At 74.0% G+C, this 13,606-nt stretch carries 8 protein-coding genes, 2 tRNA genes and 1 pseudogene; 8 read left to right on the forward strand and 3 right to left on the reverse strand.

The features are described 5' to 3' along the window. Window positions 1-76: 76 nt before the first annotated feature. On the reverse strand, window positions 77-4,147 hold the full coding sequence (locus ACWDZ4_RS11115; RefSeq protein ID WP_451508117.1) for a PAS domain-containing protein: 4,071 nt from the start codon (window positions 4,145-4,147) through the stop codon (window positions 77-79). A gap of 235 nt (window positions 4,148-4,382) precedes the next feature. After that, entirely contained in the window at window positions 4,383-4,856 is a 474-nt protein-coding gene (locus ACWDZ4_RS11120) for an SSI family serine proteinase inhibitor (protein ID WP_451508118.1), read from the reverse strand. Between the two features lie 194 nt (window positions 4,857-5,050). Here ACWDZ4_RS11120 and ACWDZ4_RS11125 point away from each other — a divergent pair. Beyond that, a tRNA-Ser gene (locus tag ACWDZ4_RS11125) sits at window positions 5,051-5,141 on the forward strand. Window positions 5,142-5,314: 173 nt separating this feature from the next. Next, window positions 5,315-5,387, forward strand: a tRNA-Arg gene (locus ACWDZ4_RS11130). Window positions 5,388-5,465: 78 nt separating this feature from the next. Here the strand turns inward: ACWDZ4_RS11130 and ACWDZ4_RS11135 are convergent. Continuing rightward, window positions 5,466-5,681: pseudogene (locus ACWDZ4_RS11135) on the reverse strand (site-specific integrase); the annotation flags it as partial. Between the two features lie 164 nt (window positions 5,682-5,845). Here ACWDZ4_RS11135 and ACWDZ4_RS11140 point away from each other — a divergent pair. The 6 genes from ACWDZ4_RS11140 (at window position 5,846) to ACWDZ4_RS11165 (ending at window position 13,561) form a co-directional block, all read left to right on the forward strand. After that, window positions 5,846-6,757 (forward strand): DUF2797 domain-containing protein, encoded by a 912-nt coding sequence (locus ACWDZ4_RS11140; protein ID WP_451508119.1) that lies wholly within the window; start codon window positions 5,846-5,848, stop codon window positions 6,755-6,757. A gap of 84 nt (window positions 6,758-6,841) precedes the next feature. Beyond that, the gene (locus ACWDZ4_RS11145) at window positions 6,842-7,783 is read left to right on the forward strand and encodes an amidohydrolase family protein (protein ID WP_451508120.1); all 942 of its coding nucleotides are present in this window, start codon (window positions 6,842-6,844) and stop codon (window positions 7,781-7,783) included. 106 nt (window positions 7,784-7,889) lie between these two features. Continuing rightward, complete coding sequence (locus ACWDZ4_RS11150; protein WP_451508121.1) at window positions 7,890-8,612, forward strand: response regulator transcription factor; 723 nt, start codon at window positions 7,890-7,892, stop codon at window positions 8,610-8,612. Between the two features lie 3 nt (window positions 8,613-8,615). Next, complete coding sequence (locus ACWDZ4_RS11155) at window positions 8,616-10,193, forward strand: sensor histidine kinase (RefSeq protein WP_451508122.1); 1,578 nt, start codon at window positions 8,616-8,618, stop codon at window positions 10,191-10,193. Window positions 10,194-10,256: 63 nt separating this feature from the next. Then, window positions 10,257-11,552, forward strand: a complete 1,296-nt coding sequence (locus tag ACWDZ4_RS11160; RefSeq protein WP_451508123.1) for a glycosyltransferase — start codon at window positions 10,257-10,259, stop codon at window positions 11,550-11,552. Then, window positions 11,549-13,561, forward strand: a complete 2,013-nt coding sequence (locus ACWDZ4_RS11165; RefSeq protein WP_451508124.1) for an ArnT family glycosyltransferase — start codon at window positions 11,549-11,551, stop codon at window positions 13,559-13,561. Before ACWDZ4_RS11160 ends, ACWDZ4_RS11165 begins: the two co-directional genes overlap by 4 nt. Window positions 13,562-13,606: the final 45 nt, after the last annotated feature.

The raw sequence follows: 13,606 nt of genomic DNA on the forward strand, positions 1-13,606 counted from the left end.
GAGCCGGACTGCCGGGCCGGACCGTTGAAGGGGACCCGCGACGACGGGGTCCCCTTCACTCCGCACCGGCCACGGCTCAGTTGGTGCCGATCTTCGCGAGCAGATCCACGATCCGGCCCTGCACCTCACCGCTGGTCGAGCGCTCCGCGAGGAAGAGCACCGTCTCCCCCGAGGCGAGCCGGTGCAGTTCGCCCTCGTCGCGTCCGGCCGAGGTGTAGACGACCAGCGGAGTGCGGTTCAACTGCCCGTTCGCGCGCAGCCAGTCCACGATCCCGGCGCGGCGGCGGCGTACCTGCATCAGGTCCATCACCACCAGGTTCGGCCGCATCTGCGTCGCCAGCGCGACCGCCTCGGTGTCCGTCGCGGCGCGTGCGACCTGCAGGCCGCGCCGCTCCAGCGTCTCCGTGAGCGCGAGCGCGATCTCCTCGTGCTCGTCGATCAGCAGGACGCGCGACGGGTGCTGCTCGCTGTCGCGCGGCGCGAGCGCCTTCAGCAGTACGGCGGGGTCCGCGCCGTACGCCGCCTCACGCGTCGCCTGCCCGAGCCCGGCCGTCACCAGGACCGGGACCTCGGCGGCGACGGCGGCCTGGCGCAGCGACTGGAGCGCGGTACGGGTGATCGGCCCGGTCAGCGGGTCGACGAACAGCGCGGCGGGGAAAGCCGCTATCTGCGCGTCCACCTCCTCGCGGGAGTGCACGACCACCGGACGGTAGCCGCGGTCGCACAGCGCCTGCTGCGTCGAGGGATCGGGGGCCGGCCACACCAGCAGGCGGCGCGGGTTGTCGAGCGGCTCCGGGGGCAGCTCGTCGTCGACGGGCTGCGGCTGGGGCCGGTTGGCCACCTCCACGGCGCCGTTGGGACCGTCCAGCGGCTCGGGCCCCTCGGAGCCCTCGTCGGGTGCGCCTATGGCGTACGCGCGCCCCTCGGCCTGGGCCGGCAGCCGGTGCTGGAGCGGGCCCTGGGTGTGCGGGTGCGGGTGCGGGCGGGCGGTGGGCTCGGCGCTTTCCGGGACCTCGGCGCCCTCGGCGGATACGGGCTGCTCCGCCTCGGTCCGCCCGGCGGCGAGCTTGCGGCGCCGGCCCGAACCCAGGGTCTGGTTCTGCTGCTGGGCGATCTGCTGCGCGAACGGCATGCCCTGGCCGAGGGTGCGCACGCTGAACGCACGGCCCTGCGAGGAGTCGGCGGGCACGGGCTGGGCGGGCGGCAACGGCTGGGCGGGCGGCAACGGCTGCGCGGTACGCGGCTGCTGCGGCCCGGCGGCCGGAGTGGGAGCCGGAGCGGGAGTGGGAGCCGGAGCGGAGGTGGTGGCGGGGGCCGGGGCGGATGCGGCGCCGTTCGGGCCGCCCCCGTGCTGCTCGGCCTCGTCCTCGTTCGCCCCCGCCGCGAAGTCGCGAGCGGGCCAGGTCTGGGTCGTACCGGTGGCCGTGGTGGTGGTCCCGCCGGGAGAGGCGGACCAGCCCGGGGGCACGGAGGCGGCACCGCCGGTCCGCGCGGTGTCGTGGGGGGCGCTGTGGGCGTCCGGAGCCGAAGACCCGGCTCCCGCTCCCGCCTCCGCGCCTGCCTTCGCCTGTTGCTCTCCCGCATCGCTCGGGGAGGGCGCGGCCGTTGCGTGCTCCGGAGTCCCGTTCGCCGCCCAGTCGGGCTGCGCAGGCTGTCCTGCCTGCCCCAGCTGCCCCAGCTGCCCCAGCTGCCCCAGCTGCCCCGGCTGCCCCGGCTGAACGTCCCTGCGCGCCCTGCGCCGCCCCGTGGGCGCCGGGGCGGGGTGCGGCTGCGGCGGAGTGCGGTCCGCGTCCGGAGCGGTGCGTACGGCGTCGTGGCGCCCCGGCAGCGAGGCGTCCGCCTCGCCCGCCGTCGGCGGCACGCGGTCGGCGTCGGCCGGCGGCAGCGCGAACGCGCTGCGAGGGGCCTCGGGGGAACGCTCCTGCGCCGGGGCGAGCGCCCTGCGCGCACGTCGCCCGGAAGACTGCTGCGGGGACTCGCCCCCGGCGGGCGGCGCGGCGGACAGTGCGGGAAGAGCGTTCTCGTGCGCCCCGTTCCCGCCGCGCCGTGCGCGCTGCCCTGCCGCTCCCGGTACGTCGACGGGCACCCCCTGGGGCGGCACCGTCTCCCCGAGCGCCGCGCGCCCGGTTCCGTGCGCCCCTTCGGAGGCCGTCACGACGGAGCCCTCCGAGACGGCACCAGGAGCAGCGGGAGCACCGGCGGCGGGCAGCGCGGCACGCAGTTCTACGCCGCCACCGTCCCCGCCCGTACGCCCCTCGACCGGACTCGGCCGCCCGCGCCTGCGCCCCGTACCGCCGGACCCCGGACCGAGGGCCGGAACACCCGGGCCGCCGTCCCCCGCGCCCTGCGCCGGAATGCGTTCCTGCGGACCGGCGGCGCCGGCCTCGCCCGGCCCGCCGCGCCGTGCCCGGCGCCGCCCGGTGGGCGCCGCCTCACCGTCGCCGCCTGCGTCGGCCGGCTCGGCCGCCGCGCTCTTGCTCTCCAGTTCCAGGAAGGCGTCCGTGGATCCCCGCCGTGCCCGCCGTCCGGCCCCGTCCGTGGACGCCGACTGCTGCGCCGGCACCGGCACCGGGTCGGGAGCGGCCACGGCAGCCTTGCCCTGCGCCGGAACCGTCGCCCCCGCACCCGCGCCGAGCGGTACTTCGAGTACGTACGCACTTCCGCCCATACCGGGCACTTCATGCGTCTGGAGCACACCGTCGTGCGCCGCCACGATGCCGCGCACAATCGGCTCGTGCACCGGGTCTCCCCCGGCGTACGGACCGCGCACCTCGATGCGTACGACCTCGCCGCGCTGCGCCGCCGCGACCACGATCGTCGAGTCCGTGTGCCCGCCGCCGGGCGCCGCCGCCGGGGCGTTGCCCGTCGAGTCGATCCCGGCCACGTCGGCGACCAGGTGGGCGAGCGCCGTCGCCAGCCGCCCGGCGTCCACCTCGGCCTCGATCGGCGGCGCGTGCACCGCGAACTGCGCGCGTCCGGGCCCGATCAGCTCGATAGCGCCCTCGACACCGGCCGTCACGACGCCGTCGAGCAGGACCTTCTTCTTGTCCAGCCGCTCCGTGCCCGCCGCGAGGCGCTGGAAGCCCAGCACGTTGTCGACGAGGGTCGTCATCCGGGCGTACCCGGCGGCCAGATGGTGCAGGATCTGGTTGGCCTCGGGCCACAGCTGCCCGGCGGGGTCGGACGCCAGCGTCCCCAGCTCGCCCCGCAGCTCCTCCAGCGGCCCGCGCAGCGAGTCGCCCAGTACGGCGGTCAGCTGGGCGTGGCGCGCGGCCATCTCCTCGTACCGCCGGTTCTCGCGGTCGAGCACCTCGGCCTGCTTCTCGACCAGTTCGTCGTACGGCCGGCGGTCGGTGAAGGTCATCACCGCGCCGACCAGCTGGTCGCCGTCCCGCACGGGGGCGGTCGTCAGGTCGACCGACACCGGCTTGCCGTTCTTCGCCCACAGGACCTGCCCGCGCACCCGGTGCTTGCGCCCGGACTTGAGGGTGTCGGCGAGGGGCGAGTCGTCGTACGGGAAGGGGCTGCCGTCGGCGCGCGAGTGGATCGCGAGGGTGTGCAGCTCCTTGCCGCCGAGGTCGCTCGCGCGGTAGCCGAGGATCTGCGCGGCGGCCGGGTTGACCAGCACCACGCGCCCGTCGGTGTCGGTCCCGACGACGCCCTCGGACGCGGCCCGCAGGATCATCTCGGTCTGGCGCTGCGAACGCGCCAGCTCCGCCTCGGTGTCGACGGTTCCCGACAGATCGCGCACGACGAGCATCAGCAGCTCGTCGCCGGTGTAGCCGGGGCGATCGGTGTGGGAGGCGTACGCGTCCCGGCCGTCCTCCAGGTTCGCGCTGGTCACCTCGACCGGGAACTCCGTCCCGTCCGTGCGCCGCGCGATCATCCGGGTCGGCTTCGTACGTCCCTGGTCGTCCGCGCCGTCGGCCCGCCGCATCGATCCAGGGATCAGCTTCGAGTCGAAGGAGGGCAGCAGATCCAGCAGTCCGCGCCCGACGAGCCCGGTGCCCGGCGACTCGAACATCTCCAGGGCGATGGTGTTGGCGTTGACGACGGTGCCGTTGCAATTGACGAGCAACAGCCCGTCAGGGAGCGCGTCGAGTATTGCTGCGAGGCGAGCAGCGCCTCGGGATGGCCTGCTGCTCACGTCGACGGTTCCTCCCTGAACTACTGCACCTTGCCGACAACCGGCCTCATTCTGACCCTCGGGCCGCAAGCTGTCATTGGAGGGAGTCTAAAGGCAGGCGGTGGGCGCGCGACGGCGGATGAGGGGGAGCTCTCACCAAGGTTCTGTGCGGTTGGGGGCACATCGGACGTCGTGGCGTACGCCCTGACCAGGTGCGAGCCCCCCTTGGAGCTGCTGGAGGCGGAACAGGGGCGGACTAGGAACGCACGCTGGGAAGCACCGGCTCCATTTCGCGCCAGCGGGAGATTTCGCAGCCATTGCCCCGATTGAAGCTCGCGTTGACGCTCCGCCCGTGCCACGTTCCGATGATCCGTGCCGTGGCGGGGCCGCCGTGCTGATGGGTGCACATCCGGTCCTGCGGCACGGGCGCGAAGGGGTCGCCGTTCTGCCTGGCCAGCTCCTCGAGCCGGTTGCAGGCGGACCGCGCGTCGGGGTGTGTGCCGCCGGCGGGTCCGCAGCGCAGTTCGTACGTTCCGTTGGCGGCCCGGTTGCCCGTCTCGGCCGTGGTCACGGTGAGCCGGTCCTGCGGGCTCTGCGGATCGTCCGTCACCGGGAGCACCTCCTGGAGCGACGGCAGCGGGATGGGCATGGCCGCGGCGGTGGCGCCGGGGAGGGCGGCGGACAGTACGGCGGCGGACGCGGCGGCTGTGAGGACGAGGCGACGCAGCATGGAGACTCCTGGGGCGAGGAAAGCAGGGGCCGGGTGCCCCGCACTCTCTAACGCTCCGAGGCCCGCGGCGTTGCGCAACGGCCAGGACTTTGCTCTTCGGCCCGCCTGCCTAGTACCGTGGGCAGCGATTGGTGGCACCCCGCAAGGCTGTGTCATCATCTGCACGCACCCACTCGCGCAGGCGAGAGTGTGCTGGAGGCGTCGCCTAGTCCGGTCTATGGCGCCGCACTGCTAATGCGGTTTGGGTTTTAAAGCCCATCGAGGGTTCAAATCCCTCCGCCTCCGCGTGTGATCACCGAAGCCCCGGTCCCTGGACCGGGGCTTCGGTCGTTCCAGGGCTGTTCGAAGGCCGTTTCCGCAGCTCAGCAGGGCTGTGGGGAATGGATTTCGCGTCACGGCGCAGGTCATGTAATGTTGTTCTCGCAACGCCGACGGGGCAGAAAAGCCCAGGACGCCAAGCACTCGTAGCTTAACGGATAGAGCATCTGACTACGGATCAGAAGGTTGCAGGTTCGAATCCTGCCGAGTGCACAACAGACCAGAGGCCCTCAGGAGAAATCCTGAGGGCCTCTGGTGTTTCCCGTACAGCAGCGAAGTACAGCAACCGTGTCAGCCGGTGCCGGCCGTCGCTTCGGACGGCTTGCCGATCGCGGCGCGTACGGCTTCCTCGCTCGCTTCGGCGTAGACCTCCATCGTCATGGCGATCTGCGAGCGGCGAAGGATTCGCGGTGCCACTTTCGGATGCACCCGAAGGGCGGCCAGGAGTGAGCTGCACGTGTGACGGGTGTTCCGCAGCGGGACGGCCCGGAGCCCACAGTGCCGCGAAGCGGCCGGTATGGCCGTCGCTGACCGTTCCGGCCGGAGCTACGGATCAGAAGGTTGCAGGGTCGAATCCTGCCGAGTGCACAACAGGCCGGAGGCCCTGACGAGAAATCGTCGGGGCCTCCGGTTTCTGCGTTCCGGAGGGAGGGCGCCGTTAGCCTCCGGGTATGGGCTGGTGGTGCGGTGGGCTGCGGTGGGCAGGGGGGCGGCCGGTGCTTGCCTGGTACGAGTACGAGTACGAGTACGGGCAGGGCGGGAGCGGGGGTCCGGGGCGGGCCGGGCGGGTCAGTGAGCCGGCGTACGGGAGCGACATCGCGTTCCGGGTGACGGGTGCGGAGCGCCTGTGCGTCGGGGCGCGCCGGGGCGGGTGCCCGCTGCGTGCCGTGGTGCCGGGGCGGAGCAGCGGGGGGCAGTGCCCCGAGTGCGCGCGGCTGGACCGGTCGCGGTCGGTGGCGGCGGACACGGTGGCGGACGATCCGCGGCCGTACGCCGTCTACCTGGCCTGGTTCGGTCCCGGGATGGTCAAGGTCGGGATCACGGCGGACGAGCGCGGGTCCGCGCGGCTGCTGGAGCAGGGGGCGGTGGCGTTCGGTTGGCTGGGGCGCGGGCCGCTGATGGCGGCGCGGCGGACCGAGGAACTGCTGCGGGCGGCGCTGGGGGTGCCGGACCGGATCCCGTACAAGGACAAGCGGGCCGTGCGGACCTCGTTGCCCGGGAGGGCGGAGCGGGCGCGGGAGATCGAGGAGCTGCACGGGCGGGCCGGGGCGCTCGCGGGCTGGCCGGAGTCGCTGGAGCGGGCGCCCTTCGAGGCGGTGGACCATGCCCGGGTGTTCGGGCTGGAGGGGCTGCGGCCGATGACCGGCGTGGTGACCGAACTGGTCCCGGGCGGGGTGGTCGCGGGGCGGCTGCTGGCCGCGGCCGGGCCCGATCTGCATCTGGGGACGGCGGACGGCGGGGTGGTGGTCCTCGACACCCGGCTGATGAGCGGGTGGGAGCTGGCCGGGGCGGAGAGTGGGGCGGCGGGCGTGGGCGTGCCGGTGAAGAGTGTGGAGCGGGGCGTGCAGGGCGGGCTCTTCTGACCGGGAGGGCGGGGCGTGGGCCCTCTTGGGATCCCTTGCCCAGGAGGGTGGACCGGGGGGTGCCCGCGGGGGAGGGTGACCGGCATGGACGAGAGGTACGAGGAAGAACCGCGCCGTGCGCGGAGTGCGGACGTGCCCGAGGGCGCGGGCGAGGGGGAGGCCGCGGGCGTACGGCGGTTCTGGGAGCGGCTCGGGCTGCCGGGGATCATCGACGTGCACACGCACTTCATGCCGGAGCGGGTGCTCAGGAAGGTGTGGGCGTACTTCGACGCCGTCGGGCCGCTGACCGGGACGGAGTGGCCCGTCGTCTACCGGCACGAGGAGGAGGAACGGGCCGCGCTGCTGCGGGAGTTCGGGGTGCGGTACTTCACCTCGATGCTCTATCCGCACAAGGCGGGGATGGCGGCCTGGCTCAACGGCTGGGCGGCGGATTTCGCGGCCCGGACCCCCGAGTGCCTGCGTACGGCGACGTTCTTCCCGGAGGAGGGGGCGGCGGCGTATGTGCGGCAGGCCGTGGAGAGCGGGGCGCGGGTCTTCAAGTCCCACCTCCAGGTCGGGGCGTACGACGCGAACGACGCGCTGCTCGACCCCGTGTGGGGGCTCCTGGCGGAGGCCGGGATTCCGGTGGTGACGCACTGCGGTTCGGGGCCCGTGCCCGGCAAGCACACCGGGCCCGAACCGGTCGGGCGGCTGCTGGCGCGGCATCCGCGGCTGCGGCTCGTGGTGGCGCACATGGGGATGCCGGAGTACGCCGATTTCCTTGGGCTCGCGGAGCGCTACGGGGAGGTCCGGCTCGACACGACCATGGCCTTCACCGACTTCTCCGAGCGGCTGATGCCCTTTCCCGGCAGGGAGCTGGGGAGGCTTGCGGACCTGGGCGACCGGATTCTGCTGGGGACGGACTTCCCCAACATCCCGTACGGCTACGGGCACCAGCTGGAGGCCCTGGAGCGGCTGGGACTGGGGGACGACTGGCTGCGGGGTGTCTGCCACGGGAACGCGGCACGCCTCTTCGCGCTCCGATGACGGCGGCGGGTGCGGGGGGCGGGGGTGCGGGGGGGCGTGCTGGTTTCTCAGGGAATTCACAGGAACGGGAAAGGGTGCTCTCAGAGGCGCCGCCCAGCCTGGACCGATGCGTACCGAGATGCTCAGACCCGGTGGCGGGCCCGTGCGGGTGCTCGTCGTGGACGACGAGGCGCCGCTCGCCGAGCTGCTGTCGATGGCGCTGCGATACGAGGGGTGGGAGGTCCGCAGCGCCGGTGACGGCGCCGGCGCGGTCCGCTGCGCGCGCGGCTTCCGGCCCGACGCGGTCGTACTGGACGTGATGCTGCCGGACATGGACGGCCTCGCCGTCCTCGGGCGGCTGCGTTGCGAACTCCCGGACGTTCCCGTGCTGTTCCTGACCGCCAAGGACTCGGTCGAGGACCGGATCGCCGGGCTGACGGCGGGCGGCGACGACTACGTCACCAAGCCGTTCAGCCTGGAGGAGGTGGTGGCGCGGCTGCGCGGGCTGATCCGCCGGTCGGGGACGGCGGCCGCGGCCGTACGCAGCGAATCGCTGCTGGCGGTGGGGGACTTGACGCTCGACGAGGACAGCCACGAAGTGGCCCGGGGCGGTGAGGGGATTCATCTCACCGCGACCGAGTTCGAGCTGCTGCGCTTCCTGATGCGCAATCCGCGGCGGGTGCTCAGCAAGGCGCAGATCCTGGACCGGGTGTGGAGCTACGACTTCGGGGGGAAGGCGAACGTCGTCGAGCTCTACATCTCGTACCTGAGGAGGAAGATCGACGCCGGCCGCCCGCCGATGATCCACACCCGGCGCGGGGCGGGGTACCTGATCAAGCCGGGCGGGTGAGCGGTGTCCTTGCGCAGCCGCCTGGTGCTGTCGGCCCTCGCGCTGATCGCGGTGGTCGCGGCGGTGATCGGTACGGTCACGACGATCGCCCTGCACTCGTACCTGGAGAACCAGCTCGACGGTCAGCTGATGTCGTCCGTGCAGCGGGCCGGGCGCGACCCCTCGGGGGCGGCCGGCCAGGAGCTGAGGTTCGTGGCGGCCCCGGGGCAGCCGCTGGGGACCGTCGGCGGGCTCGTCGCCCCGGACGGGGCCGTGCCGGCGGGCGCGAAGAGCGTCGAGGCGCGGGGAGCACGGCCCGAGGCGCACCTGGAGGCGCTGTCCGGCGCGCAGACCCGGGCGCTGGGCTCGGTGGAGCGGGACGCCGCACCGCACACGGCGGCCCTTCCGGGGCTCGGTGACTACCGGGTCGCTTCGGCGCGCGACGGCTCCGTCGTGCTGGGCTTTCCGCTCGGTGGCGTCCAGGACACCGTCAGCACGCTGATCGTCGTCGAGGTGTGCGTCACGGTCGCCGGGCTGGTCGCCGCCGGGCTCGCGGGGACGGCGATCGTGGGCGTCGCGCTGCGTCCGCTGCGGCGGGTCGCCGCGACCGCGACACGCGTGTCCGAACTCCCGCTGCACAGCGGCGAGGTGGCGCTCCACGAGCGGGTACGGGGCCAGGAGGCCGACCCCCGGACCGAGGTCGGGCAGGTCGGGGCGGCGCTCAACCGGATGCTCGGGCACGTCGGTTCGGCGCTGGCGGCGCGGCAGGAGAGCGAGACGCGGGTGCGGCAGTTCGTCGCGGACGCGAGCCACGAACTGCGCACGCCGCTCGCCTCGATCCGCGGGTACGCCGAGCTCACCCGGCGCGGGCGGGAGACGGCCGGGCCCGACACGCGGCACGCCCTGGGGCGGATCGAGTCGGAGGCGGCGCGGATGACGGGGCTGGTGGAGGACCTGTTGCTGCTGGCGCGGCTGGACGCGCGGGAGAGCGAGCGGCCGGGCGCGGGACCGGACACGGGGCCGGGCGCGGGCCGTCCGCGCTCGTTGGCGTACGAGCGCACCGATCTCTCGCCGCTCGTCGTGGACGCGGTCAGCGACGCGCGGGTGGCCGGGCAGGGGCACGTCTGGCGGCTGGAGCTCCCGGACGAGCCCGCCGTCGTACGCGGCGATCCCGCCCGCCTCCAGCAGGTCCTGGTGAACCTGCTGGCCAACGCCCGCACCCACACTCCGCCGGGAACCACCGTCACCGCCCGCGTGCGCGGGGAGGGCGGCTGGGTCGTGACGGAAGTCGCGGACGACGGCCCCGGCATCGCCCCCGCCCTTCTCCCGTACGTCTTCGAGCGCTTCGCCCGCGGGGACGCGTCCCGCGCGCGGCGCGCGGGGGTGACGGCGGGGGCGGCGGGAGGGGCGGAAGGGGCGGCGTCGACCGGCCTGGGTCTCGCGATCGTGCGGGCCGTGGTGGTCGCGCACGGCGGCGGCGTCACGGTGGAGAGCGCACCGGGCCGCACGGTCTTCGCGGTACGCCTTCCGGCCGCGGCGCCGCAAGCAGGAGAAGCGCGGGAAGTGCCGGCGACGCGGGAGGCGCCGGAAGCGCGGGCGTGACTCACAGGTGGGTCACAGGGCTGCCACACCGCCCTGACAGGGCGGTTCGTGAGGGTCGAGGCCATGCGAACCGACACTTCAGCGGGCGCCCTCCCGGCCAGGGATCACCTTCCGGCCGGGGAAGCGGGCGGCGCCCCCGTACCCGTGCTTGACGTCGTCATCCCCGTCCACAACGAGGAGAAGGACCTCGAAGCGTGCGTGCTCCGGCTCCACGAGCACCTGGCCCGCACGTTCCCGTACGGATTCCGGATCACCGTCGCCGACAACGCGAGCACCGACCGCACGCCGGACATCGCCGCCCGGCTCGGGCGCGTGATGCCCGCGGTGACCTCCGTACGGCTGGAGCAGAAGGGGCGCGGGCGGGCCCTGCGCGCCGTCTGGGAGCGTTCCGACGCGCCGGTCCTCGCCTACATGGACGTCGACCTCTCCACCGACCTCAAGGCCCTGCTTCCGCTGGTCGCCCCCCTGATCTCGGGCCACTCCGACCTCGCCATCGGCTCCCGGCTCGCGGGCGGTTCGCGGGTCGTGCGCGGGCCGAAGCGCGAGTTCGTCTCGCGTACGTACAACCTGATCCTCCGGTCCTCCCTCGCCGCCCGCTTCTCCGACGCGCAGTGCGGGTTCAAGGCGATACGGGCCGACGTCGCCGAGCGGCTGCTGCCGATGGTCGAGGACACCGGGTGGTTCTTCGACACCGAGATGCTCGTGCTCGCCGAACGCGCCGGACTGCGCATCCACGAGGTGCCGGTGGACTGGGTCGACGACCCCGACAGCACGGTCCGCATCGTGCGGACGGCCGTCGACGACCTCAAGGGCGTCTGGCGCGTCGGACGCGCGCTCGCCGTCGGCTCGCTGCCGCTGGACCGGCTCGCGCGGCCCTTCGGCGACGACCCGCGCGACCGGGCGGTCGGCGGCGTCCCCGGTGGCCTCGCCCGTCAGCTGGTCGGCTTCTGCGTCGTGGGCGCGCTGAGCACGCTGGTCTACCTGGCGCTCTACTCCGTCTTCCGTACGGGGGCGGGTGCGGGGCCGCAGGCCGCCAACGCGCTCGCGCTGCTCGTGTCGGCCGTGGCCAATACGGCGGCCAACCGGAGGCTCACCTTCGGGGTACGGGGCCGTGACCGCGTCCTGCGCCACCAGGCCCAGGGCCTCGTCGTGTTCGGCATCGGGCTCGCCCTCACCAGCGGCTCGCTCGCCGCCCTCGACGCCGCCGCGCCCTCGGGCGCCCCCTCCCACGGCACCGAACTGGCCGTGCTCGTCGCGGCGAACCTCGCCGCGACCGTGCTCCGCTTCCTGCTCTTCCGCGCCTGGGTCTTCCCCGACAGGCCCGCCGACCCCACCGCACCCGAGAGGGCCGACCGATGACCGCACACCGAAGCGACGACCCCCGCTGGGCCCGCCCCGCGCTGTTCGCGCTGCTGCTCGCCACCGCGCTGCTCTACCTCTGGAACCTCAGCGCCTCCGGCTACGCCAACTCCTTCTACTCCGCCGCCGTCCAGGCCGGCAGCGAGAGCTGGAAGGCCTTCTTCTTCGGCTCGTCCGACGCCGCGAACTCCATCACCGTCGACAAGCCCCCGGCCGCCCTGTGGCCGATGGCCCTGTCCGTACGGCTCTTCGGCCTCGGCTCGTGGCAGATCCTCGTCCCCGAGGTGCTGATGGGAGTGGGGACGGTCGCGGTGCTGTACGCCGCCGTACGCCGCCGCTTCTCCCCCGCCGCCGGCCTGATCGCGGGCGCAGTGCTCGCGCTCACGCCCGTCGCCGCGCTGATGTTCCGGTTCAACAACCCGGACGCGCTGCTCGCGCTCCTGATGACCGTCACCGTGTACTGCGTGCTGCGCGCCCTCGAGGACGCGCGGACGAAGTGGCTGGTGTGGGCGGGGGTGGCGGTCGGCTTCGCGTTCCTGACGAAGACCCTCCAGGCGTTCCTGATCCTGCCGCCGCTCGCCGTGCTGTACGCCGTGTGCGCGCCCACGTCCGTACGCCGCCGCCTCGGCGGGCTCGCCCTCGCCGGGCTCGCGGCCGTGGTCGCGGGCGGCTGGTGGGTCGCGATCGTCGAACTGTGGCCGGCGGCCTCGCGCCCGTACGTCGGAGGCTCGCAGACCGACAGCTTCCTGGAGCTGACCTTCGGCTACAACGGCCTGGGCCGGATCAACGGTGAGGAGACGGGGAGTGTCGGGGGTGGCGGCCGAGGGGGCGGCGGCTGGGGCGAGAGCGGCATCGGGCGGATGTTCAGTACGAGCATCGGCGGCCAGATCTCCTGGCTGCTGCCCGCCGCGCTGATCCTGTTGGTGGCGGGCCTGGTCATCACCTGGAAGGCGAAGCGCACGGACACGGCGCGGGCCGCCTTCGTCGCGTGGGGCGGCTCGCTGCTGATGACCGCGGCCGTCTTCAGCTTCATGGCCGGGATCTTCCACGAGTACTACACGGTGGCCCTGGCCCCGTACATCGCCGCCCTGATCGGCATGGGCGCGACCGTGCTGTGGGAGGAGCGCCGCTCGCTCGCGGCGGCGGCGACGCTGGGCGCGACGGTCGCGGTGACGTGCCTGTGGGCGTACGTCCTGCTGGGGCGCGCCTCCGGCTATCTGCCGTGGCTGCGCTGGGCCGTGCTCGCCTGCGGCCTGGTGGCCGCGCTCGGGCTGGTGCTCGCGGGGCGCGTGGACCGGAGGGCCGCCCTGGGGGCCGCGGGGCTGGGGCTGGCGGCGGCGCTGGCGGGACCGGCCGCGTACGCCCTGACCACGGTCGCCGGCGCGCACACCGGCTCCATCGTCACGGCGGGGCCGGCCTCGGCGCGGGGCGGTTTCGGCGGGGGCGGCCCCGGTGGCGGTTTCGGCGGGGGCGAGCGTCCGGCGGGTACGGGCGCGGGGCAGCCCCCGGCGGGTACGGGCGCGGGCGGGGGGCAGCCGGGCGGTCCCGGCGGCCGGCCGGGCGGTGCGATGCCCGGCGGCTTCCCCGAAGGGCCCGGCACGGCCCGCGAAAGCGGCACGGGCGGCACGGGCGGCACGGGTGGCGCCGGCGGCTCCATGGGCGGACTGCTCGACGGCCGGAGCGTCGGCTCCGAGGTGGAGGCCACGATCCGGGCCGACGCCGACGACTACACCTGGGCCGCGGCCGCGATCGGCTCGCAGAACGCCGCGAGCTACCAACTCGCCACCGAGCAGCCGGTGATGGCGATCGGCGGCTTCAACGGCAGCGACCCGTCCCCGACCCCGGCCGAGTTCAAGGCGTACGTACAGAAGGGCGAGATCCACTACTTCATCGCGAGCGGCGGCGGTCCCGGTGGCGGCGACTCCGCCGTCACCACCTGGGTGGAGGCGAACTTCACGAAGGTCACCGTCGACGGGACGACCCTCTACGACCTGACCGAGCGGAAATAGCTATACGGCGTACAGGAACTCCTTGTACGGTGTACGGGAACAGGT

Source organism: Streptomyces sp. NPDC003016 (assembly GCF_053591455.1).